At 65.6% G+C, this 23,814-nt stretch carries 14 protein-coding genes; 12 read left to right on the forward strand and 2 right to left on the reverse strand.

Going from position 1 to position 23,814, the window contains the following annotated elements; translation table 11 throughout:
* Positions 1 to 116 precede the first annotated feature (116 nt).
* From bcsP to AWB79_RS12385, 9 genes are all read left to right on the forward strand, one after another.
* Complete coding sequence (bcsP, locus tag AWB79_RS12345; protein ID WP_061167708.1) at positions 117 to 899, forward strand: cellulose biosynthesis protein BcsP; 783 nt, start codon at positions 117 to 119, stop codon at positions 897 to 899.
* Positions 896 to 1,684, forward strand: coding sequence for a cellulose biosynthesis protein BcsQ (gene bcsQ / locus AWB79_RS12350; protein ID WP_061167709.1), 789 nt, complete (start codon positions 896 to 898; stop codon positions 1,682 to 1,684). Before bcsP ends, bcsQ begins: the two co-directional genes overlap by 4 nt.
* Complete coding sequence (bcsA, locus tag AWB79_RS12355) at positions 1,681 to 3,897, forward strand: UDP-forming cellulose synthase catalytic subunit (RefSeq protein ID WP_061167710.1); 2,217 nt, start codon at positions 1,681 to 1,683, stop codon at positions 3,895 to 3,897. The genes bcsQ and bcsA overlap by 4 nt, the downstream gene beginning before the upstream one ends.
* Positions 3,897 to 6,389 carry a cellulose biosynthesis cyclic di-GMP-binding regulatory protein BcsB gene (bcsB, locus tag AWB79_RS12360; RefSeq protein WP_096031533.1) on the forward strand — a complete coding sequence of 831 codons (2,493 nt, stop codon included), beginning with the start codon at positions 3,897 to 3,899 and terminating at the stop codon, positions 6,387 to 6,389. The genes bcsA and bcsB overlap by 1 nt, the downstream gene beginning before the upstream one ends.
* A gap of 1 nt (position 6,390) precedes the next feature.
* A complete protein-coding gene (gene bcsZ, locus AWB79_RS12365; RefSeq protein WP_061167711.1) occupies positions 6,391 to 7,533 on the forward strand; it encodes a cellulose synthase complex periplasmic endoglucanase BcsZ in 1,143 nt (380 codons plus the stop codon).
* Positions 7,527 to 12,137 (forward strand): cellulose synthase subunit BcsC-related outer membrane protein, encoded by a 4,611-nt coding sequence (locus tag AWB79_RS12370; RefSeq protein WP_061167712.1) that lies wholly within the window; start codon positions 7,527 to 7,529, stop codon positions 12,135 to 12,137. The genes bcsZ and AWB79_RS12370 overlap by 7 nt, the downstream gene beginning before the upstream one ends.
* A 74-nt stretch (positions 12,138 to 12,211) precedes the next feature.
* Positions 12,212 to 13,165: a LysR family transcriptional regulator gene (locus tag AWB79_RS12375; RefSeq protein ID WP_061167713.1), complete on the forward strand. Its 954-nt coding sequence runs from the start codon at positions 12,212 to 12,214 to the stop codon at positions 13,163 to 13,165.
* A gap of 471 nt (positions 13,166 to 13,636) precedes the next feature.
* On the forward strand, positions 13,637 to 15,871 hold the full coding sequence (locus AWB79_RS12380) for a TonB-dependent receptor (protein WP_061167833.1): 2,235 nt from the start codon (positions 13,637 to 13,639) through the stop codon (positions 15,869 to 15,871).
* A 58-nt stretch (positions 15,872 to 15,929) separates the two neighbouring features.
* Positions 15,930 to 16,613: a Fe2+-dependent dioxygenase gene (locus AWB79_RS12385; protein ID WP_061167714.1), complete on the forward strand. Its 684-nt coding sequence runs from the start codon at positions 15,930 to 15,932 to the stop codon at positions 16,611 to 16,613.
* A 4-nt stretch (positions 16,614 to 16,617) separates the two neighbouring features.
* On the opposite strand, the gene AWB79_RS12390 is transcribed toward AWB79_RS12385, so the two are convergent.
* Positions 16,618 to 17,619, reverse strand: coding sequence for a LysR family transcriptional regulator (locus tag AWB79_RS12390; protein ID WP_061167715.1), 1,002 nt, complete (start codon positions 17,617 to 17,619; stop codon positions 16,618 to 16,620).
* A 152-nt stretch (positions 17,620 to 17,771) separates the two neighbouring features.
* Here AWB79_RS12390 and AWB79_RS12395 point away from each other — a divergent pair, with 152 nt between their 5' ends.
* The 3 genes from AWB79_RS12395 to AWB79_RS12405 all read left to right on the forward strand — a co-directional run bounded on the left by AWB79_RS12395 (position 17,772) and on the right by AWB79_RS12405 (position 22,083).
* The gene (locus AWB79_RS12395) at positions 17,772 to 19,847 is read left to right on the forward strand and encodes an FUSC family protein (RefSeq protein WP_061167716.1); all 2,076 of its coding nucleotides are present in this window, start codon (positions 17,772 to 17,774) and stop codon (positions 19,845 to 19,847) included.
* Positions 19,848 to 20,108: 261 nt separating this feature from the next.
* Entirely contained in the window at positions 20,109 to 21,605 is a 1,497-nt protein-coding gene (gene scpC, locus AWB79_RS12400; protein ID WP_061167834.1) for a succinyl-CoA:acetate CoA-transferase ScpC, read from the forward strand.
* Positions 21,606 to 21,726: 121 nt separating this feature from the next.
* On the forward strand, positions 21,727 to 22,083 hold the full coding sequence (locus AWB79_RS12405) for a host attachment protein (RefSeq protein ID WP_061167717.1): 357 nt from the start codon (positions 21,727 to 21,729) through the stop codon (positions 22,081 to 22,083).
* Positions 22,084 to 22,134: 51 nt separating this feature from the next.
* On the opposite strand, the gene AWB79_RS12410 is transcribed toward AWB79_RS12405, so the two are convergent.
* A complete protein-coding gene (locus tag AWB79_RS12410) occupies positions 22,135 to 23,523 on the reverse strand; it encodes an FAD-binding oxidoreductase (RefSeq protein WP_061167718.1) in 1,389 nt (462 codons plus the stop codon).
* Positions 23,524 to 23,814 lie beyond the last annotated feature (291 nt).

A 23,814-nucleotide genomic window follows, 5' to 3' on the forward strand; every position in this document is an offset into this window, starting at 1 on the left:
CGTTTCAGGATCGTCCGATCGCCGCCTCGATGCGGCGGCATCGACTGCCATGCGGCAGTTCAAAACATGCAGTTCCGGCCAGGTATCAAGGAAAGGCACCACGAGGAAGCGGCATCATGAATACTTCGCGCGATATCGAGAAGCTGTTCGATCATTTCGGCGGCAACGCAGGCGACTATCAGGAAATCGGACGGGAGAACGAGGCAAAGACCGCCCGGACTCGCTGGCCTCTGCTCGCCACGCTCGATTTCGCCCAGCCGACCATTCCGGAAATCGCGCCACGCCGCGAAGTGCAGCTCAACAGCGCGCAGTCCCGCGCAAGCGATGCGTCGGGCGGCGCGGCCAGCCCCGCGACGCCGATCCTGCGCGGCAGGCAGCCGCTCTTCACCCGTCCCCATCGCCGCACGATTCCGCCGGTCAATCCGCCGGCGGCCGAATCGCTGAGCGCGTTACGTTTTTCGGTGCTCGGGGAATCGGCATCGAAAGAAAGCGAAACGATTCCGGATTCCGCTTTTGTCGCGGCTGCCGCGATGCCCGCTGCAACGCCCGCTCCAGTGGAGACCAGGCCGGTTACGAATGACTCCGGCGTTGCGCGGCAAGCGCAGTCCGGCCCGGTGCGCCCGGCTGCCACTTTCGGCTCCGGCTTTCTCGCGCGTCGCGTGTCCGAAGCCGCGCCCGCTGCGACGCAGGCAATAGCGCAGACGCAGCCGCAATCGCAATCCATCCTCGGCAAGCTCTTCAAGCCGCAGCAGGTTCCGGCCGCCGCGAGCGCGCCCGCCGACTCGCTCGACTCCGTGTTCGAGCGTCTGCGTCACGCCGGCCAGCAGACGGCCGAATCCACGAACACACACGCCGGCGCCGGCTACACCACCCGCGCGAGCCGGCTCGCACGCTCATGAAAGTCATTACGGTAGTTTCCGCGAAAGGCGGTGTCGGCAAAACGACGCTCGCTGCCAATCTCGCCTCGGTGGTCGCGGCGCGCGGCCGTCGCGTGATCGTGCTCGATCTCGATCCGCAGAACGCGCTGCGCCTGCACTTCGGCATTCCGCTCGACAGCATCGACGGCATTTCCCGCGCGACGCTGGCTGGCGACCCGTGGCAAACCGTGATGTTCGACGGCGTCGACGGCGTCACGGTGCTGCCCTATGGCGCCGTGATCGAGGACGACCGCCGCCGCTTCGAGGCGCAGGTCGACAGCGATCCGGCATGGCTCGCCCATGCGCTGCATTCGCTGGCTCTCGACGCCAGCGATATCGTGATCGTCGATACCCCGCCGGGCTCGTCGGTCTACACGCGCACCGCGCTCACGGCGGCGCATTTCGCGCTGAACGTGGTGCTGGCCGATGCCGCGTCCTACGCGGCGATTCCCGGCATGGAGCGCATGATCGACGCCTACGCCGCGCCGCGCCCGGATTTCGGCGGACAGGGCTATGTCGTGAATCAGGTCGATCAGTCGCGCCAGTTGAGCAAGGACGTGCTGAAGGTGCTGCGCAACATGCTCGGCACAAAACTGTTCCCCGGCGTGATCCATCAGGACGAGGGCGTCTCCGAGTCGCTCGCGTGCGACACGACGCTGATCCATTACGATCCGCTTTCCCAGGCCGCCGCCGATCTGCGCGCGTGCGGCGACTGGCTGCTCGCCGCCGTCGACGCGATGGCCGATTCATCGAGGAAGCTCGCATGAGCGCCCCCAGGATTCCCTCGCCCGAAACCGAGGTGAGCGTGGCGAACTCGCGCCTCGAACGTTTCGTCGATGCGCGCCTGTGGAGCAGCCGCATTCTCGTGGTCGTGCTGACCATCTTCGCCGCGTTCGCGCTGTACTTCGTCGTCACCGTGCCGCTCGCGTTCGGCCAGCAGCTTGCGTTCGCGACCATCTGCTTCATTTGCGCGCTCGGCTTCCGGCGTCTGTCGGGCCAGTACGCGACGCTCGTCATGATCATGCTGTCCATCGTGGCGTCGAGCCGTTACATGTTCTGGCGTCTGACGGAGACCACGTACTGGGAACGTCCGCTCGACGCGGCCTGGGGCCTGCTGCTCGTGGCGGCCGAAGTCTATGCGACGCTGGTGCTCCTCCTCGGCTACTTCCAGACCGCGTGGCCGCTGAAACGCAAGCCGCTGCCCTTGCCCGCCGACCGCAGCCAGTGGCCGACCGTCGATGTCTTCATCCCGACCTACAACGAACCGCTCTCGGTCGTGAAGCCGACCATCTACGCCGCGCTCGCGCTCGACTATCCGAGCGACAAGATCGCGATCCACGTGCTCGACGACGGCCGCCGTCCCGAGTTCAAGGCGTTCTGCGAGGAAGTGGGCGTCAACTGGACGATCCGCACGCACAATCGTCACGCGAAGGCCGGCAACATCAACGAGGCCCTGAAGGTCACCAAGGGCGAATTCCTCGCGATCTTCGACTGCGATCACATTCCGACGCGCTCCTTCCTGCAAATCTGTCTCGGCTGGTTTTTGCGCGACAAGCTGCTGTCGATGCTGCAAACGCCGCACCATTTCTTCTCGCCCGATCCGTTCGAGCGTAATCTCGGCACGTTCCGCAAGGTGCCGAACGAAGGCGAGCTGTTCTACGGCCTGGTTCAGGACGGCAACGATCTCTGGAACGCCACCTTCTTCTGCGGCTCGTGTGCCGTGCTGCGCCGTTCGATGGTCGAGGAGATCGGCGGCATCGCGGTCGAGACGGTCACGGAGGACGCCCATACCGCGCTCAAGCTGCATCGGCTGGGCTATACGACGGCGTATCTCGCGATTCCGCAGGCCGCCGGGCTCGCGACGGAAAGCCTCTCGGGCCACATCGGCCAGCGCATTCGCTGGGCGCGCGGCATGACGCAGATTTTCCGCATCGACAATCCGCTCACCGGCCGTGGCCTCAAGATCGGCCAGCGGCTGTGTTATCTGAACGGCATGCTGCACTTCTTCTATGGCGTGCCGCGTCTCGTGTTTCTGACCGCACCGCTGTCGTATCTGTTCTTCGGCGCGCACGTGATCGAAGCGGCGGCGAGCACCATCGCGATCTTCGCGCTGCCGCACATGATGCACGCGAGCATCACCAATTCGCGCATGCAGCGCAGCTTCCGTCACTCGTTCTGGGCCGAAGTGTATGAATCGGTGCTGGCGTCGTACATCACCGCGCCGACGCTGCTCGCGGTCATCAATCCGAAGCTCGGCAAGTTCAACGTGACGGCCAAGGGCGGCCAGATCGCGAAGGATTACTTCGACTGGTATATCTCGCGCCCTTACCTGTTCCTGTTGCTGCTGAACCTGCTCGGCTTCGTCGCGGGGATCGTGCATATCGTCATGTACTGGCAGATCCGCAGCGAGGTGAACACGACCATCCTCAATCTCTGCTGGACGGTCTACAACATGCTGATTCTCGGCGCGTCGGTGGCGGCGGCGAGCGAGCGCAAGCAGGTGCGCGCAACGCATCGCGTGACCATGAAAATGCCCGTCATGCTCAAGTTCTCGACCGGGCGCACGCTCGCGTGCGAGACCATCGACTATTCGGAAGGCGGCGTGGGCGTCGCGCTGCCGAAAAAGATCGAAGTGCCGATGCACGAGCGCGTCACCGTTTCGCTTTTCCGTGGCGACGAGGAATACGCGTTTCCGGCGACGGTCGGCTATACCGAGCCGGGCCGCGTCGGCCTGCGCTTCTCGGAGCTCACGCGCGAGCAGGAATACGACTTCGTGAAGACCACCTTCGCGCGCGCCGACGCATGGACCGGCTGGTCCGAAGGCCGCCGCCCGGACACGCCGCTGCGCGGACTTTCGCACGTGCTGCTGGTCGGCACGCGCGGCATCGCCGGACTGTTCGAACACTTGTACAGCGACCTTCGAACCTGGATGAACAAGCGCCCAGTCGATGTGAAGAAGCTGAAAACCAAAGACCAATAATGGGCATCGGAATGTCGAAGTTGCGCGTTGAACACGAAACGGGCGAGCGCGCGCCGCGTTTCTGCGAAAGACCGCTGGGCCGCGCGCTGGCTGCGTTCATGGCCTTGCAGATGGCGTTCGCCGCGCCGCTCGCTTCCGCCGCGACGGCTGTCGCGGCAGCAGCGAGCGCGCCCGCCGGAGGACAGCAGGCGACTGGCGTCGGCGCCGTGCCCGCGCCGAGTCCGGCCGTCGTCTACAACCCGGCCGCGATCCAGCAGCCCGCGCTGGCCATGCCGGTGCCGGCGTTCTCCGGCAAGCCGGAAAAGCCGCTCACTTCGCGCATTCCGACCACCGCCGATCCCGGCACGCTGGTGCCCGGCGGACGCCGTCAGACGCTGACCTTCGCCGATTACGGCGCGCTCGATCCGCTGCAACTGCGCGGCACCGATGGCCAGAACGGCATCGCGTTTTCGGTGCGAGGCGACGAAGTCGTGACCGGCGCGATCCTGCATCTGATCTACAGCTATTCGCCGTCGCTGTTGCCGTCGATCTCGCAGCTGAAGGTGCTGATCAACGGCGAAGTGGCCGCGACGCTGCCCGTGCCGCGCGAGCAGGCCGGCACGCTGGTCGCGCGCGACGTGGCCATCGATCCGCGCTTCATCACCGAGTTCAATCACCTCAACGTGCAGTTGATCGGCCACTACACGCAGCAGTGCGAAGACCCGTCGAACTCGACGCTGTGGGCGACCGTCAGCAACGCGAGCTCGCTCGATCTCACGTATGCGTCGATCGGCAGCAAGCCCGATCTCGCCGCGCTGCCGACTCCGTTCTTCGACCGCCGCGACGTGCGCCGCCTCGAACTGCCGTTCGTGTTCGCGGGCAAGCCCACCCTGCCGACGCTGGAGGCGGCCGGCATGGTCGCGTCGTATTTCGGCTCGCTGGCGGGCTATCGCGGCGCGGTTTTTCCGGCGCAAACCGACAATGTGCCGCTCTCGGGCAACGCGGTGGTGTTCGCCATCGGCGATGCGAAGGTCGCGGGCGTCGAGATTCCGCCGGTGTCCGGGCCGACCATCGCGGTCGTCGATCGCGACGCGAACGCGCGCGGGCGCATCCTGCTCGTGCTCGGCCGCGACGACAACGAGCTGAAGACCGCCGCGAAGGCGCTGGGCGTCGGGCAAAACACGCTGTCCGGCACCAGCGCGACCATCACGCAATTCAACGACCTGCAGCCGCGCCGCCCCTACGATGCGCCGAACTGGCTGCCGACCGACCGCCCCGTGCGTTTCGGCGCGCTGGCCGAAGCGCGCGATCTCACCGCCCACGGCTACGACGCCGACGCCGTGCGCGTGAACCTGCGCGTGCCGCCCGATCTGTTCATGTGGCAGACGAAGGGCGTGCCGGTCGATCTCGGCTATCGCTACACGGTGCGGCCCGCGCCGGATCGCTCGTCGCTCAACATCAGCGTGAACAACGGCTTCGTGCAGTCGCTGCGCATCCCGGCCGTTTCGACATCGACCTTCGATCTCGGCCACTACTTCAGCCGCGTGCTGCCGGACAAGACCGTCGCCGCGCGCCGCGAAATCTACATTCCGCCGCTGTTGCTCACGCCGCGCGCGCAACTGCGCCTGCACTTCTACTACGACATTCCGAAGACCGGCGAATGCCAGGGACGCGTGCTCGACAACGTCGTCGGCGCGGTCGATCCGAATTCGACCATCGATCTGTCCGGTTTTCCGCACTACATGGCGCTGCCCGACCTGGCCGCGTTCGCCAACGGCGGATTCCCGTTCACGCGCATGGCCGATCTCTCGCAAACGGCCGTCGTGCTGCCGAACGATCCGAACAACGCCGACTACAGCCTGTATCTGCTGGAAATGGGCCGCATGGGTGCATCGACGGGTTATCCGGTGACCGGCGTGACGGTCACGAGCGCGAACGACGTCGACCGCTTCGCCGACAAGGACCTGCTGATTCTCGGCTCGCCCGGCCGTCAACCGCTCTTGCAACGCTGGGCCAAAAGCATGCCCTTCTCCGGTGACGCCGATGCTCGCACCTTCCAGCTTTCGGATGTCGCGTTCAAGCTGGTCGACTGGTGGCACGGCGATCAAGGCCCGGAGCGCTCGCCCACTCGCGCGGATCTCTCGCTCGTCAGCTCGAACGGCGACGCGCTTCTGACCGGCTTCGAATCGCCGCTGAAGAGCGGACGCAGTGCGGTGGCGCTGATCAGCGCGGCGGGCCAGTCGGACGCCGATCTCTCCGCCGCGCTGCTCGACAACGACCTGCTGCCGTCGATTCAAGGCGCGATGGCCGTGATTCACGGCCGCACGGTGACGGTGACGTCGAATGGCGAGGCGTACTACGTCGGCCATCTGTCGCCGATGCATTACATGCGCTGGGCGCTGTCGTCGCATCCGCTGCTGCTCGTGTTCGGCGGCGTGTTCGCCGCGCTCGTGATCGCCGCCCTGTTCTACCGCGCGCTGCGCTCGATCGCCGCGCGGCGTCTGAGGGATTGATATGCGGGTATCGACGACCCACGTTTTTGCAGGTGCGATCATCGCCGCTTCGATGGCCAGCGTGCAGGCAGCACAGCAATGCGACTGGCCCGCGTATCGCGTGTTCGTCGAGCGTGTCGTGCAGGCCGATGGCCGCGTCATCGACCGTTCGACCGAGGTCCAGCAGACCACCTCGGAAGGCCAGTCCTACGGCATGTTCTTCGCGCTCGTCGCGAATGACCGCGCGGGTTTCGACCGGTTGCTCAACTGGACGCGCGCGAACTTGTCGGCCAATCAGTTCGATGCCAGCAACGTGCGCCTGCCCGCGTGGCAATGGGGCCGCAAGCCGGACGGCTCGTTCGGCGTGATGGACCCTAACTCGGCGTCCGACTCGGACCTGTGGATCGCCTACGACCTGTTTCAGGCAGGACGGCTGTGGAAGGAACCGGCGTACACGAAGCTCGCCTACGCGCTCGCGACGCAAATCGCGAAGCAGGAAGTCGCCGATCTGCCCGGTCTCGGGCCGATGCTTTTGCCCGGTCCGCAAGGCTTTCGCACGGGCGACGTGACGCGCCTGAATCCGAGCTATCTGCCGCTGCCGCTGCTGCGCGGCCTCGCTCACGAAATGCCCGACGGCCCGTGGGCAAAGCTCGCGCAGAACACCGCGAAGATGATCAAGGTCACGTCGCCGCGCGGCTATGCGCCGGACTGGGCTGCGTATCAAAGCGGGCAATTCGTCGTCGATCCGAAGAACGGCGATGTCGGCAGCTACGATGCGATCCGCGTCTATCTGTGGGCCGGCATGGCGTCGGCCAGCGATCCGCTCGCGCGCCCCTGGCTCGACGCGCTGTACGGCATGCGCCAGAGCGTCGCGCAGAACGGCTTTCCGCCCGAGAAAGTGTCCACCATCAGCGGCGCGCCGAGCGGTGAAGGCCCGCTGTCGTACTGGGGCGCACTCGCGCCGTACTTCAAGGCGCTGGGCGACGAGCGCGCGCTGGGGCTTGCGCGCACGCATCTCGAAGCGCTGGTCGCTCCGCCGGGCGCGGGACGCGAGCCGGTCTACTACGACCGCGTGCTGGGCCTGTTCGGCGGCGGTTTCGTCGAAGGCCGATATCGCTTCGATGACAATGGCCGGCTCGTGCCGAACTGGAGAAGCGCATGCTGATCCAGACCAGAAAACGCGTAATCGCAGCGCTGATCTGCGCTGCGCCAGCGATTGCCTTCGCGCAAGCCGCCGCCGATCCGCTGACCGTGCTCATCGATCAGGGCAAGTACTGGCAGGCGCACAAACGCGGTGATCTCGCGGAGCAGGCGTGGCAGAAAGTGCTGCGCATCAATCCGAAACAGCCCGACGCGCTCTTCGGCATGGGCATGGTCCTCGCCGACCGCAAGGACGGCAGCGGCGCCCAGCAGTATCTCGCGCAGTTGCGTCAGGTTGCGCCGAACTATCCGAACATCGACGAACTCGGCAGACGGCTCGGCGAAACCAGCTCGCGCGATCAGACCGTGAACGACGCGCGCCGTCTCGCGCAAAGCGGACAGAGCGCGTCGGCGGTGCAGGAATACAAGCGCGCGATCGAAGGCAAGCCCGCAACGCCGCAACTGCAACTGGAGTACTACCAGGCGCTCGCCGCGACGCCGCAAGGCTGGGACGAGGCGCGCCGCGGACTCGAACAACTCGCGCGCGACAATCCCGACGAACCGCGCTATCAGCTCGCCTACGCACAGCATCTGACCTATCGCGATTCCACGCGACGCGACGGCATCGCGCGGCTGGCTAAGCTCGCGAACGACAGCAGCGTTGGCGCCGATGCGAAGAAGAGCTGGCGGCAGGCGCTGCTGTGGCTCGGCGCGCGGGCGTCGGATGCGCCGCTCTATCAGGCGTATCTGCAAGTCTCGCCCGACGACGCCGCCGTGAAAGCGCGTTTCGATTCGATGGTCCAGCAGGACCGGACCGCCCGCGAACGCTCGCAGGCCGACGCCGCCGTCGATGCGCGCGGGCGCACCGTCGCGGAAGGTTTTCAGGCGCTCGATCGCGGCGATCTCGTGACGGCGCGCGCACGTTTCTCCTCGGTGCTCGCGAGCAATCCGAACGACGCCGACGCGCTCGGCGGCATGGGCGTCGCGGCGCTCAAGCAGGAGCACTTCGCGGAGGCGCGCAATTATCTGGAACGCGCATCGCGGGGCGCCAATCCGGCGCGCTGGAAGGACGCGCTCACCAGCGCGACCTACTGGACCTATACGAGCGATGCGATCGGCGCGCGCAGCAACGGCCAGATCGCGCAGGCGAAAGCGCTGTTCGAGCGCGCGATCGCGACCGATCCGTCCGATGTCACCGCGCAAGTGCTGCTCGGCGAAATGCTGCTTGCGAATGGCGATGCGCGCGGCGCGGAAGCGGCGTATCGCATGGCGTTGCGCCGCCAGGCCGACAATCCCGATGCGATTCGCGGGCTCGTCGGCGCACTGGCCGCGCAAGGCCGTGGCGATGAAGCGCTCGAATTCGCCAATCGGCTGAACACGGAGCAGCAGGCGAAAGCGGGCGGCATCAACAAGCTGCGCGGCGAGGCGCAGGCCGCCCAGGCGCGCGCGGCGGAAGCGCGCGGCGATCTCGGCGCGGCGCGCAGTCTCTTCGAGGACGCGCTGCTCAACAATCCCGACGATCCGTGGCTGCGACTCGATCTCGCGCGCATTTACGTGCGTCAGGGCGCGGTGGGCAACGCGCGCAGCATGATGGACGGCCTGCTCGCGACCCATCCCGACATGACCGACGCGCTCTACGCGAGCGCGTTGCTTTCCGCCGAAACGCAGGACTGGGCGACGGGTCTCGCGCAACTCGAACGCATTCCCGCCGCGCAGCGCACGCCCGCGATGACCGCCCTGCAGCATCGCCTGTGGGTGCGGCAACAGGCCGAACTCGCGACGCGCGCGGCCGCGGCGGGCCAGCGCCAGCAGGCGTTCGCGATCCTGCGGCGCGCCGAACCCGTCGCCGCCGGCAACGCCGAGCTGATGGGCGCGGTGGCGTCGGCGTACGTGAAGGCGGGCGATCCGGCGCGGGCGCTCGCGCTCGTGCGCGGCGCGATCGCCCAGGCGCCGAACGACACCGGCCTGCTTTTGCAATACGCCGGGATTCTCTCGGCGACGCAGCAGGAAGCGGAACTCGGCTCGGTCATGCGGCGCCTTCAGTCGACGCCGCTCACCACGCAGCAGCGCGCCGACTTCAACAATCTGAACGTGGGCATTGTCGTTGCGCGCGCGGATGTCGTGCGCAGGCAAGGCGATCTCGCCGCCGCCTATGACGTCATCGCGCCGTGGCTCGCCGCGATGCCGGACAACGCCGATCTGCAGGCCGCGCTCGGCCGCATGTACACGTCGGCGGGCGATGACCGCAGTGCGTTGGCGTGCTATCAGAACGCGCTGTCGCGCCGTCCCGACGATGTCGGCCTGCAAACCGCCGCAATGTCCGCCGCGAGCGGCGTGCGCGATTTCCGACTGGCCGAGACCTACGCGAATCAGGCCTATGAAGCCGCGCCGAACGATCCGGGCGTGCTCGCCGCCATCGGCCGGATGTATCGCGCGCAAGGAAAGCTCGATCTCGCGGCACGGTTCCTGCAACGCTCGCTCGTCGCGGCGAATACGCCTGCGCCGGTCGCATCAGCGCAGGCGCGCGGCAATGTGCCGCCGGGCTGGGAAACGGCGATGAGCCGCATCGGCTCGAATCCGCTGCCCGGCACCAATCCGTTCGCAGGCAAGACGGCTGTCGATACGGCGTCGAATCCGGCGCTCGCATCGGGCGCGTCTTATCGCCAGGCCCTTCCCCAGAACTATTCGCAGCCCGTGCCGAACTATCTGCCGCCTCCTCAGCCCGCGCCGTACGTCGCGCCCTACACCGCGCCTTCGCCTGCTCCAGTGCCGCAAGGCGCGCCGCGTCCGGTTTCGGGCGGCGGATATGGACCGGACACTTACGGTTCGGGACAATCGGGGGCACCGCTTCAGCCGTATCCCGGACAGGATGCGGGCGCGTCCGCCGCATACCCGGCGCAGGGGTATCAGCAGGCGCCGGCTTATCAGCCGTATCCGCAGCAGGCTTATCCGCAGCAGGCTTATCCGCAGCAGCCGTATCAACAGCAGGGATATCCTCAGCAGCCGTATCCGCAGCAGGCGCCCTACGCCGCGCAAGACCCGTACGCAGCGCCCTGGCCGATGTCGCCCGGCGCGCGCGATGCGCAAGCAAACGCCTACACTCCGCCCGCCGCCAGCACGAAAAAGAAGCAGGCTTCGTCGCGCAAGAGCACGACAACCCGCCCCGCCGATCCTTACGCCTACGCCGCGTCGCCGCAGCAGCAATATGCGCAGCCGGCCTACGCTCAGCAGCAGCCTTACTACGCGCCGCCGCAACAGTACGCGCCGCAGCCCTACGCGCCGCCGCAGTACGCTCAGCAGCAATACATTCCACAGCCGCCCGCGGGATACGCGCAGCCTTACTATCCGCCGCAGGCTCAGCCCGCGCAGCGCGCGGCCGCAGCCGCGACGATGAGCGCCGGCGGCGTGCCCGCGCCGGTGGCGAACTCGCAGACGGCGGGCGTCGCGCAGGAGCTCGCGGAGATCAATCGCGAACAGTCCAGCACGATTTCCGGCGGCCTGATCTTCCGCAGCCGCGACGGCGAGGATGGCCTCTCGAACCTCACCGACATCGAAGCGCCCATCGAAGGCCGCATCAAGGCGGGCAACGGCCACGTGATCGTGCGCGCGACGCCCGTCACGCTCGACGCCGGCACCGCGAGCAGCGAGCCGAACACGCTCGCGCGCTTCGGCTCCGGCCTTGGCGCGGTCGCCACGCCGCCGACCAACAACTACGGCTCGCAAACGGCGACGGGCGTCGGCCTCTCGCTCGGCTACGAGAACCGCAACTTCAAGGGCGATGTCGGCACGACTCCGCTCGGCTTCCGCGAAACCAATGTCGTCGGCGGACTGGAGTACAAGAACGCGATCACCGACAAGGTTTCGTATTCCCTCGCCGTCGCCCGGCGCGCGGTCACCGACAGCCTGCTCTCCTACGCCGGCGCGCGCGATCAGGGCGCGGGCCTCGAATGGGGCGGCGTGACATCGACGGGCGCGCGCGCCGACCTCGGCTGGGACGACGGCACGAGCGGCGTCTACGTGAACGCGGCGTATCAGTTCCTCGACGGCAATCAGGTCGCGACCAACAACGCGGTGAAGGGCGGCGGCGGCATCTATACGCGTCTCATCAAGGACCCGGACCAGACGCTGACCGTCGGCGCGAACACCACGCTGATGCACTACGACAAGAACCTGTCGTATTTCACCTATGGTCAGGGCGGCTACTTCAGCCCGCAGCAGTACGTGATCCTGAACTTCCCGGTGGAATACATGGGACGCACGGGGCTCTTCACGTACGACCTCAAGGGCTCGATCGGCGTGCAGCATTATCGGCAGGATGCGTCGAACTATTTCCCGACGAATGCGACCTATCAGGCGCGCGCGGCGAGTTCCGGAGCCACGCCGGATGCGGGCGCGGTCTATCCCGGCCAGAGCAAGACCGGCGTGTCGTATTCGCTCAACGCAACCGGCGAATATCAGCTCGCGCCGCAGCTCGCGTTCGGCGCGACGGCGGCGTTCGGCAACGCGTATCAGTATCGCGAGTGGCTGGCCGCCGTGTACGTGCGCTATACGTTCTCGCGTCAGGGCGGCGTGCAGCCGGCGTTCCCGCCGCAGGCGTTCAGCTCGCCGTATCTGTCGCTGTCGAACTGATGTTCTTGCGCGTGGGCTTCGCTTGCGGCTAGGCTTGGCCGCAAGCGAACTCACCGACCGGCACGAACACGCGAATGAAAACGCAAAGCGCGCTCGTCGCGAACAACGATCAATTCCTGCGCGATCTGCAGTTGTTCTGCATCGTCGCGCGGCGTTCCAGCTTCATTGCGGCCGCGACGGAGACCGGCATCTCGCCGGCGCACGTCAGCAAGCGCATCGCGATGCTGGAGGCAAGCCTCGGCGTGAAGCTCTTCATGCGCACGACGCGCCGCGTCTCCATCACGAGCGACGGCGAAGCGGCCTTCCAGTGGGCCCAGAAAATTCTCGACGACGTGCAGGGCATGACCGATGCCTTCACCGGCCTCGACGACCCGCGCGGCCTGCTGCGCATCGGTACGAGTCTGCGACTCGGGCGCGAGCACGTTTCTCCCGCGCTGATGCTGTTGCGCGAGCGTCATCCCGGGCTCGAGATCTGGCTCGAACTGCTCGACCGGCGCGTCGATCTGGTCGGCGAGAATTTCGATATCGATATCCGCGTGGGCGAAGTGCAGGAACCGCATCTGATCGCGCACAAGATCGTCGAGAGCTTTCGCATTCTCGCCGCCGCGCCCGCGTATCTCGACCGGCGCGGCGCGCCTAAAACGCTCGCGGAACTCGCCCAGCACGACTGCCTGCTGTTTCGCGGACGCGACCAGCGCTTCGGCGTCTGGCGGCTCGCCGGCCCGAACGGCGAGGAAAGCGTGAAGGTGACCGGGCCGGTTGCGTCGAATCACAGCGATATCGTGCGGCAATGGGCCGAAGCGGGCAGCGGCATCGTGATGTGCTCGGTGTGGGATGCCGCAGCGAGCCTGCGCAACGGCACGCTCGTGCCGGTGTTGCCCGCCTACCGGCAGCGCGCGGACGTGTGGGCAGTGACTTCGGCACGCGCATCGCATTCCGCGAAGATTCGCGTGTGCATCGACTTCCTTCGGCAGCAGTTGACGAATGGACCTTATGCGCTCGTGACCTCCGGCGTGCCCGGGCTGTGATCGCGGTACAAATCATTACGAAATAGCAAGCATCGCGGGAATCCGCTCCGCCACTTTTTGTCCGTAATCCGCGACGATCAGGTCCGCCACAAGCCCCGCGTGTCGGGGCCTCCCTCCTGAAGGTCCTTGCGCCACCAGGCCGAACGGCCTTTCGCCCGGCACGAAAATCCGCATTCATTACACATTTTTTCGTTGCGCCGACGTTACACATTTCGGCAAAAAGACCCGCGCTCTGGAGTGTCTATTTCCAAATGTTTCTGAGACATGTAATGATACTGATTCGCATTTAATTTATAGCGGCGATAGGCTCGTTCAAAGAGCGCGCCGCGAGCAACGGGCGCTTTCGGGGCGCCGCCGCCGGTTCTCACTCGACGACGTCGCCCGCTCCGCTTCGATCGATTGATCGCCCTGGCAGACGAAAACCTGATTCGCTGCCAACCGGATTTCACTAACAAGCATCGGGAAAACGACATGTTGAGGAAAACGCCGCTTGCCGCGGCATTGGTCACTATCGCCGCAGTTCCAATGGCCGCGCCGCTGTACGCCCAGACCGCGCCCCAAGCAGCACAGGCAGCACCGCAAGCCGCACAGCAGAACACCTCTCCCTCCGCAGACACCACCGCACCCGACACCGCCGCCCTGCCCGCCGTCCGCGTCACGGGCCAGGCCGACACGCCCGACTTCCAGCCGGACGTCTCGAGCGTCGGCGCGAAGGTGCCGACCGCGCTGCGCGACATTCCGCAGGCCGTCGTCGTGGTGCCGAAGGCTGTGCTGAATTCGCAGGCCGTCAGCTCCTTTTCCGACGCGCTGCGCAACGTGCCCGGCGTCACGCTCGGCGCGGCCGAAGGCGGCCAGATCGGCAACAACATCAACCTGCGCGGTTTTTCGGCGCGCACCGACATCTATCTCGACGGCTTCCGTGATCGCGGCCAGTACTATCGCGACACCTTCAACCTCGAATCGATCGACGTGCTCTACGGCCCGTCGTCGCTGTACTTCGGGCGCGGCTCGACGGGCGGCGTCATCAATCAGGTCAGCAAGGAGCCGAACCTGAAACCGCGCGCCGATGTCTCGCTGCAGGCGGGCACGCACGACCGCTTTCGCACGACCGTCGATATCAATCAGCCGATGACGGACACCTCCGCGTTCCGCATCAACGCGTTCGGCCAGTCGCTCGGCTCAACGCGCGACGAGATGCACAACAAGGATTACGGCATCGCGCCCGAAGTGAAGTTCGGCATCGGCACGCCGACGCAGGTGACCTTGTCCGCGCTGATCCAGCACAACCGCGATCAGCCCGACTACGGCATCCCGCCGCTGAACGGCCACCCCGCGCCGGTCGACACGAAAACCTTCTACGGCTTCACCGACGACCGCACGATTCAGGACGTGCAGACGGTGAGCGCGCGCATCGAGCATCGTTTCAACGACATGTTCACGCTGCGCAACCAGACGCAGTTCAGCCACTACAGCACCGAAGCGCGCGCGACCAATGCGGCGGCCGTGCTCACCGGCCCGCTCGGCTCGTCGCCGGCGCTTTCAAACGGCAATTACACGACGCTGCCGCTGTCGTCGCTGTTCGTGCGTCTGCAAGGCAAGGACCGCAACATCAACGATCATTCGGTCTATAACTCGACCGACCTGCAGGGCAAGTTCGCGACCGGCTTCCTGAAGCACGACATGCTCGCGGGCGTCGATCTGAGTCACGAGACCTACAGCAACCAGAGCTTCACCGCGACCACGCCGGGCCTGCCGTCGAATACGCTCGCCATCGTGCCCCTGGTCGATCCGCCTTACGTGCCGCGTCCGGCGAACTATCGGGAAGTCGCGACCAATCTAGCGGAGTCCAGCGCGAACGGCATCGGTCTCTACTTGAACGATACGATTTCGATCGGCGAGCACTGGAAGTGGATCGGCGGCGTGCGCTGGGATCGGTATGAAGCGGCCATCAACAACTCGATCAACACGCCGGGCTACGCGACGCAGACCAACTACTTCACGAGCGTGCGCACGGGCCTCGTGTACCAGCCGACGGAGGCGCAGTCGTACTACGTGTCGTATGGCACGTCGTTCGATCCTTCGCTCGAAGCGCTCACGCTCACGAACGGCCAGCAGAATCTGCCGCCCGAGCACAACAAGTCGTATGAAATCGGCTCGAAATGGGATCTGCTGAATGGCGGTCTTTCGGTGACGCAATCGCTTTTCAACATCGAGAAGACGAACGCGCGCACGCTGGCCTCCGACGGCAGCTACTCGCTCGACGGCGACATCCGCGTGCGCGGCTATCAACTCGGCATCGCGGGCCACATCACGAGACAGTGGCAGATGTTCGGCGGCTACACGTACATGAACGGCACCATCCTGAAGGCCTTCGACGGCACGCAGGGCAACGTGCCGGCGAATCTGCCGAAGCATATGTTCACGCTGTGGACGACCTACGACTTCACGCCCGTCTGGCAGATCGGCGGCGGGCCCTCGTATGTGTCGTCGCGCTATGCGGCGAACAACAATCTGGTCGAAGCGGGCGGCTACGTACGCTGGGACGTGATGGCCGCATACCATCAGAAGCGCTACGATATCCAGTTCAACATCCAGAACATGTTCGACAAGAAGTACTACGATGCCCTGATTCCGTCGGACGGCGGACGCGCGGTGCCGGGTCTTGGCCGCACGTTCATCGCGACGTTGAATTACCGCTTCCGTTGATGTGATGCAAAGGCGCGCGCCGTGCAACATTCGGCGCGCGCTTGCGAAGGCAATAACAATGATCCTCTCGATACCGAACGTGCTGAGCCCCGACGAAACCGCCGCGATGCGCGCGCGTCTGGACACCAGCGACTCCTGGGTCGATGGCCGCGCGACCGCCGGCTATCAGGGCGCGCCGGTCAAGCGCAACATGCAGATCGCGGAAGGCTCGCCCATCGCGAACGAGTTCGGCGACGCGATCATCGGCGCGCTGGAGCGGCATCCGCTTTTCATCAGCGCGGTGCTGCCGAATCGCGTGTATCCGCCGCTGTTCAACCGCTATGAGGGCGGCATGCATTTCGGCAGTCATGTCGATGGCGCGATCCGCATCGTGCCCGGTCATGGCGCGCGCGTGCGCACCGATGTTTCCGTCACGCTGTTTCTCACGCCGCCCGAAGATTACGACGGCGGCGAGCTCGTGATCGAAGACACCTATGGCGTGCAGGAAGTGAAGCTGCCCGCGGGACACGCGATCATCTATCCCGCGACGAGTCTGCATCAGGTGCGACCCGTCACGCGCGGCGCGCGCGTGTCGAGTTTCTTCTGGGCGCAAAGCCTCGTGCGCGACGACGCGCAACGCGCCCTACTGTTCGATCTCGACAACTCAATCCAGCGCCTGAACGCGACCAATGGCGATGAAGCCGCAAAGCGCTCCCTGGTCGGCTGCTATCACAACCTGCTGCGCATGTGGAGCGATACGTGAGCGCTCAGTGACTCACGCGAGAACCGGACCGCTTCGGCTTCGAGGCATGCGCCGCAATGCCGCCCGGCCCGTAGTCCTGTCCCACTTCAGCCAGCAGCGCTTCATCGCGTGCGATCACGTCCGGCAGATGCGTGCGCAGGAAGTCAACCCACGTGCGCGTTTTCGCATCGACGAACTTGCGTGACGCGTAAAGCGCATAGAGATTCGTACGCTGCAGGGTATGACGCGGCAGCACGCGCACGAGCGAGCCGTTTCGCAGGCCTTCGATCGCCGCATACAAGGGCAACATGCCGATGCCCATGCCTTCACGAATCGCCACGACGAGCGACTCCGCGATATTCACCTGCACCGTCCCATTGATCTGCAAGGTCTCGCGTCCTTCCGGACCTTCGAGCGTCCATTCGCGCGCGGGAAACGCGGGCGTCTGCAAAATGAGGCAATCGTGCTGCGCGAGATCGGCGGGCTCCGCGGGCGCGCCGCGCGAGCGAATGTATTCAGGCGATGCGCACAGAATGCTGAAGGTCGCGCCGAGCTTGTGCGAAATGATTTCGGAATCCGACAACGCGCTCGCCGACACCACGGCGACATCGCTGCTGCCTTCGAAAAGATCGGGCATGCGTTGCGAAAGCGTGAGTTCTACTTTCACGTCGGGATACAGTGCGCGATATCGGGCGATGGCAGGCAGAATGTAATGCTGACCCACGCTCGCGAAGCTGAACATGCGCAGCGTGCCCGACGGATGCTCATGCGCGCAGCTCGCTTCCTCTTCCGCGCCGTCGATATCGGCAAGGATCTGCCGCACGCGCTTCAGATAGCGCTCGCCCGCGGATGTCAGCGCGAGACGCCGCGTGGAGCGGTTCATCAGGCGCGTGCGCAAGTGCGCTTCGAGCTCCGATACGGCGCGCGACATCGCGCCGGTCGTCGAGTTCATCGACTGGGCCGCAGCGGTGAAGCTGCCGGCCTCGATCACGCGGGTGAAGACCCGCATGTTCTGTAGGGTATCCATCAAACCGTCACAATCACTTCGGAAGCGCTATTGTCCGCCTTTCCGGCGAGGCGATTGTTCTTGAATCAGGAAAGAATGTTCCCGGATTCCCTCATTAATCCGGAAAGAAGCTTTCCCTACAATCGGCGCCTTTAGAACGACCGGAAGCACGCTTGTCGACGCGCGATTCGATTCAGGACTGGCTCGCCACGGATGGCCACGTCTGGCTGCATCTCGCGAAGACGCTGCTCGCCGCGTTCATCGCGATGGGACTCGCGATGCGCTTCGAGCTGCCGCAGCCACGCGTCGCGATGACGACCACCTTCGTGCTGATGCAGCCGTTCTCCGGCATGGTGCTCGCCAAGAGCGTCTACCGTTTCGCCGGCACCGCGCTCGGCATGCTCGCCGCGCTCGCGCTCGGCGCCGTGTTCGTGCAGCAGACCGAACTGTACGTGCTCGCGCTGACGATCTGGGTCGCGGCATGCACCGCGCTCGCGGTGCGGTATCGGCAGTTCCGCTGGTATGGCTTCGTGCTCGCGGGCTACACGGCGGCGCTGATCGGCATTCCCGCCGTCACCGATCCGAACAGCCTTCTCATCGCGACGCTCATGCGCGGCGCGGAAGTGATGCTCGGCATCGTGTGTTCGAGCCTGGTGAGCGCGCTGGTCTTTCCGCGTCATGCGAGCGCGACGCTCGCGCAGTCGCTCGATGCCCGACGCATGCGTTTCGCCGCGTTCGCCGCCGACGTGCTGCGCGCCCGTCTCTCGCGCATCGCACGCGAACGCCGCTTCGCGGATTTCGTCGATGAGATCGTCGGCTTCGAGGCGACGCGAGGCTTCGCCGCTTACGAATCACCCGCGATGCGTCAGGACAGCGCCACGCTCGCGCATCTCAACAGCGCGTTCATGGATGCGTGCACGCGCCTGCACGCGCTCGACCAGTCGATGAAACGTCTGCGCGCGAGCAACGCGCAATGCGCGCTCGATGCACTCGCGCCCTTTCTGGGAGAGCTCGCGCGCGCGTTCGATGGCGGCATATCGTGCGAGCAACTCGAATGCTTCAAACACACGTTGCCGAAGCGCCTGCGCGATGCACAACTCACGCTAGCCGACGCCGATCGGGCGACCCAACTTGACTTCACCACGTCGGGCGAACTGCTCTATCGTTTCGTCGACGATACGATCCGCTATGCATCGACCGCACACGGTCAGGCGTCGAATCACGAAAGCGCCGCGCGATACGAAGCCAGGACCAACCGCTTCGTGCTGGGCGCAACCTTCATGCGCACGGCGATCGTGATCGCCGCGACCGCGTGGTTCTGGATCGTCACCGCGTGGCCGAGCGGCGGCCATGCGGTGATCGGCGCGACGCTCGCGTGCGCGCTCGCGTCGGCATCGGCGCGGCCGGCGAAGTTCATCGCGCAAATGGCGGCGGGAGCGGCCGGCGCGATCGTCGCGGGCTATGTGTTCCTGTGTCACGTCTATCCCGCCATCGACGGCTTCGCGCTGTTGTGCGCCGCGCTCGCGCCGCCGCTCGCCGCCGGCGCGTTCCTCGCGATGCGCGCGGACACCGCCGGATACGGCACCGGCTCTTGCGTGTTCTTCTGCCTGCTCGCCGCGCCCGATAACCGCATCGTCTACGATCCGGGCCTGCTGCTGAACAACGGCATCGCCATTTTCGTTTCGATGCTGGGTGCGTGCCTCGCCTGCGCCGTAGTCGTGCCGCCGCGCTCGCCGTGGCTGGTCGGCAAGACCATCGCGGAACTGCGCGCGCAGGCCGTGCTCGCGTGCGAAGGCAAGCTCGCGGGACTCGCCGGGCGCTTCCATTCGCGCACCCACGATCTCATGTCGCAACTGCGCGGGCTGCTCACGCGACGTTCGCGCGAGCATCGGCATGCGCTGTCGTGGATGCTGGTGACGCTCGAAGTCGGACAGGCGATGATCGATCTGCGCCGCGAAGCGCGCGGGTTGCCCGCGCAACGCTTTCCCGCCGACCTGCGCCTCGCGTGGAGCATGTCGCTCGCGCGCGTGCTGCGTGACGTCGCCGCCTTGTTTCGCGCGCCCGGCGACGCCGCACTGCGCCGCGCGATCGCGTCCGTCGTCGCGTCGATCGTGATCGCGCAAAGCATGCTCGATCACGTGCGCGCCGAGCGCGACGCACGGCGAGACACGCAGCGCGTGCTCGCGTGCCTGCATTTTCTGCGCACCGCGCTCGTCGATCCCGACGCGCCTTTCGGTTCGCATCGCTGAGCTCATCTTGCCGCGCCCTGCAAATGTGCCTTCCAGACTCAGCCCTTAATCGCCGCCGACGCGCGTTCTACAGTGTTTCCGGCGCGCTCATCTGCCGCGCCGTCAGCCGCGACGCCACCCGCGAAACATGCATCGAACCAGATAAGGCGCAACGTCGCGCGGCATTGGAAACATGTCTTGCAATCCGCGGCTTCGCAGGCGCTGCGTCTTTCCTGTAATCGCTCGCCCGATTTAGCCGGACCCATGTAGGTGGAGATATCGATGTTCGAAGACCGCATTCGTTGTGCCGCGTTGCGCGGCAAGATCACCTCGGCCGCCGACGCGGCGCGGCTCGTGCGCGACGGCATGATCGTCGGCGCTAGCGGCTTCACGCGCGCCGGCGACGCCAAGGCCGTGCCGCTCGAAATCGCGCGGCGCGCGCGCGAGGAAAGCGACCCGCTGCGCATCACGCTGATGACGGGCGCATCGCTCGGACACGACACCGACCGCCTGCTCACCGAGGCGGGCGCGCTGTCGCGTCGTCTGCCGTTTCAGGTGGACACGACCTTGCGTCGTGCGATCAATCGCGGCGACGTCATGTTCGTCGATCAGCACCTGTCCGAGACGGTCGAGCTTTTGCGGGCGAACCGGCTCGGCAAGCTCGACATCGCGATCGTCGAAGCCGTTGCGATCACGGAGAACGGCGGCATCGTGCCGACCACATCGGTCGGCAATTCGGCGAGCTTCGCGATTCTCGCGGAAAAGGTGATCGTCGAAATCAATCTGGCGCAGCCGCTCGCACTCGAAGGCCTGCACGATATCTGGATTCCGGAGCGCAGGCCGCAGCGCGAACCGCTGCCGATCGTGCGCGCGCATGACCGCATCGGCGTCGCGGCTATCGAGATTCCGCCGGAGAAGATCGCGGCAATCGTCATCACGAACACTCCGGACAGCGCGTCCACCGTACTGCCTGCCGACGCGGACACCGCGCTCATCGCGGGACATCTGATCGAGTTCTTTCAGCATGAAGTGTCGCGCGGACGCTTGCCGAAGCGATTGCCGCCGTTGCAGGCGGGCATCGGCACGATTGCCAATGCGGTACTGTCGGGCTTTGCCGCTTCGCCGTTCGAAGCACTGACGATCTACTCGGAAGTGTTGCAGGACTCGACCTTCGATCTGCTCGATTCAGGCAAGGCCACGTTCGCGTCGGGCGCTTCGATCACGCTGTCCGGCGCGCGGCAGGAAAAGGTGTTCGGCGAACTCGACCGTTATCGCGACCGGCTCGTGCTGCGTCCGCAGGAAGTGAGCAACCATCCCGAAGTGATCCGCCGCCTCGGGCTGATCGCGATCAACACGGCCCTCGAAGCGGACATCTACGGCAACGTGAATTCGACGCATGTGGGCGGCACACACATGATGAACGGCATCGGCGGGTCGGGCGACTTCGCGCGCAACGCGGCGTATGCGATCTTCGCGACGAAATCCGTCGCCAAGGACGGGCGCATTTCGAGCATCGTGCCCATGGTCCCGCATTGCGATCATAACGAACACGATGTCGATATCGTCGTGACCGAGCGCGGGCTCGCGAATCTGACGGGTCTCGCACCACGCGAACGTGCGATGAACGTGATCCAGAATTGCGCGCATCCGCTTTATCGCGATCTGTTGCGCGACTATTACCGCGATGCAGCAGCGCTCGGCGGACACACGCCGCATCGGCTGGATCAGGCTTTTTCGTTCCACACGCGCCTCGCGCAAAGCGGATCGATGCTGCCCTGAAATGAAGCCTCCTCCTTTTGCTGCGACGCGAAAGCGTTGCCCGCGCGCCGATAACACCGCGTCACGAAGATAAGCGCACAATGGCGGGAGCCCGCTTGGGCTGGCGAACAGGAGGAGCACCATGAGCGCCATCACCTGGGTTCTTGCCGCCGATGGCAGCCGCGCCAGGGTCTTCGAGACGCAGGGATTGAAGCTGGATTTGCGGCAGGTCGAGGAACTCAGGAATCCCGCCTCACGCGCGAGCGAGGCGACGGAACAGGATCGCGAGACGTTCGCGAAGTCGATCGGGGAATTTCTGGAGCGCAGCCGCCGGGAACAACGCTTCGACCGTTTGCGCCTCGCGGTCGAGCCACGCTTTCTCGATGTGCTGCGCGCGCATCTGAGCAGCGAGACGCGCAAGCTCGTCTATGAGGACGCGAACAAGGACACGGCCGATACCGACACGCGCAATCTGCGCCATCATCTCGACCGGCCTTGAAAACACGTTCGAAGCGCGCCGTTCATCCGACGACGAACGGCGCGCCACGCATCACGCGGCAGGCGCGATGTTCTGGTTGCTGCGGAACAGATTCTCCGGATCGTAGCGCCGCTTCACCTCCGCGAGCCGCTCGTAATTCGGCCCGTATGCCGCCTTGACGCGATCGCCTTCCTCGCCCGTCATGAAATTCACGTAAACGCTGCCGAGTGCATGCGGCGTCATCGCGGCGAACAGGTCGCGTGCCCACTTCGTGCATGTCTCGTCGTCGGCGGCGGCGGACCAGCGGCCGTGAATGTTGATCGTGTATTCCGATTCGCGATTCGCATACGCCGTCGCGTCGACGGGCACGCGATTCGTCTGCCCGCCCATCGCACCAATGAAGACTTCGCACTGCGGCGAAGGCAGCGACTTGACCGCACTCTTCAGGATCTCGAACGTTGCGTCGTTGATCTCCGAGAAGTTATGCGACTTCCAGTAGTTGCGCTCGCCGGGCGTGAGCAGCGGATCGAACGCCTTCTGCCACGCGGCGAACGGCATGGCGCCGAGATGCTCGCCGTAGGGCGTGCCGAAGCTGCGCAGCGGCGCGAGCGCTCTCTCGCCATTCTCGGGCGGTCCGATATAGCAGCACGCGAGCACGATCACCGGTTTGCCGTGCGCACTTTCCGGCAGGAAAGGCAAAGGCGGCGCGAGACGCAGAACGGCCCACACGGTCAGGTCATCGGGACTTTGCGCGACGAACTCGCGATACTTCGGCAACACGTCATCGGCCTGTTCGAGCGGATACACGACGAGACCGCCATGAACCTGCGGCCCGACTTCATGCAGTTGATATTCGAACTGCGTCACCACGCCGAAATTGCCGCCGCCGCCGCGCAACGCCCAGAAGAGATCCGGCTCGTTCGCTGCATCGACGCGATGCCACTGGCCATCCGCCGTGACGAGTTCCGCCGCGACGAGATTGTCCACGGTCACGCCGAACTTGCGGCTCAGCCAGCCGAAGCCGCCGCCGAGCGTGAGGCCCGCGACGCCCGTCGTCGAGTTGATGCCGAGCGGTGTCGCGAGACCGAAGGCCTGCGCTTCGTGATCGAAGTCGGAGAGCAGCGCGCCGGGTTCGACGTACGCGCGCTTCGACCGCGGATCGACGCGCACGGATTTCATCGCGGAGAGGTCGATCATCAGGGCGTCGTCGCTGACGGCGCTGCCCGCGATGTTATGCGATCCGCCGCGAATCGAAACCAGCAAGCCGTTGGCGCGCGCGAAGGCGAGCGCCGCAGTGACATCGGCATTGCCGGCGCAGCGCACGACGAGCGCGGGCCGCCTGTCGATGGTGGCGTTCCAGACCTTGCGTGCTTCGTCGTAGTCGGTGTCCGCCGGTGAGATGACTCTGCCTCGCACGGACGCCTTGAGGGTGTCGATCGATTCGCCTGAGATATTGATCATTGTGAGACCTCGCTGCTGAGTGAAGCGCCGCGACGTGCCTAGCCCTGCCAGCAGGTACGGCGAAAGCGCGAGAGACCCGTCGTCGCGTCACGCGGTGCATGTCGACCGGATGCACGGCGCGAGAACGCGAGAACGGGGTCGAATTGCGATGCGGACATGCGTAGTCCGCTCATTGATTTAATGCCCCTGCTTTCTGAATGTAAAGGGGCCGACCAGTGAAAACATGCACGGCATATAGGCGGGATCGGACAAAGTTGCCAGATGATGCACTTGCGAATTTAGCGCTTCATG

This window comes from Caballeronia hypogeia (assembly GCF_001544875.2).
GTDB lineage: Bacteria > Pseudomonadota > Gammaproteobacteria > Burkholderiales > Burkholderiaceae > Caballeronia > Caballeronia hypogeia.

Coding starts and splice junctions, on each gene's coding strand:
- bcsZ (WP_061167711.1), top strand. CDS start 6,391: ATGCGGGTATCGACGACCCACGTTTTTGCAGGTGCGATCATCGCCGCT.
- AWB79_RS12375 (WP_061167713.1), top strand. CDS start 12,212: ATGAAAACGCAAAGCGCGCTCGTCGCGAACAACGATCAATTCCTGCGC.
- bcsB (WP_096031533.1), top strand. CDS start 3,897: ATGGGCATCGGAATGTCGAAGTTGCGCGTTGAACACGAAACGGGCGAG.
- AWB79_RS12385 (WP_061167714.1), top strand. CDS start 15,930: ATGATCCTCTCGATACCGAACGTGCTGAGCCCCGACGAAACCGCCGCG.
- bcsA (WP_061167710.1), top strand. CDS start 1,681: ATGAGCGCCCCCAGGATTCCCTCGCCCGAAACCGAGGTGAGCGTGGCG.
- AWB79_RS12380 (WP_061167833.1), top strand. CDS start 13,637: ATGTTGAGGAAAACGCCGCTTGCCGCGGCATTGGTCACTATCGCCGCA.
- AWB79_RS12390 (WP_061167715.1), bottom strand. CDS start 17,619: ATGGATACCCTACAGAACATGCGGGTCTTCACCCGCGTGATCGAGGCC.
- bcsQ (WP_061167709.1), top strand. CDS start 896: ATGAAAGTCATTACGGTAGTTTCCGCGAAAGGCGGTGTCGGCAAAACG.
- AWB79_RS12370 (WP_061167712.1), top strand. CDS start 7,527: ATGCTGATCCAGACCAGAAAACGCGTAATCGCAGCGCTGATCTGCGCT.
- AWB79_RS12410 (WP_061167718.1), bottom strand. CDS start 23,523: ATGATCAATATCTCAGGCGAATCGATCGACACCCTCAAGGCGTCCGTG.
- AWB79_RS12405 (WP_061167717.1), top strand. CDS start 21,727: ATGAGCGCCATCACCTGGGTTCTTGCCGCCGATGGCAGCCGCGCCAGG.
- scpC (WP_061167834.1), top strand. CDS start 20,109: ATGTTCGAAGACCGCATTCGTTGTGCCGCGTTGCGCGGCAAGATCACC.
- bcsP (WP_061167708.1), top strand. CDS start 117: ATGAATACTTCGCGCGATATCGAGAAGCTGTTCGATCATTTCGGCGGC.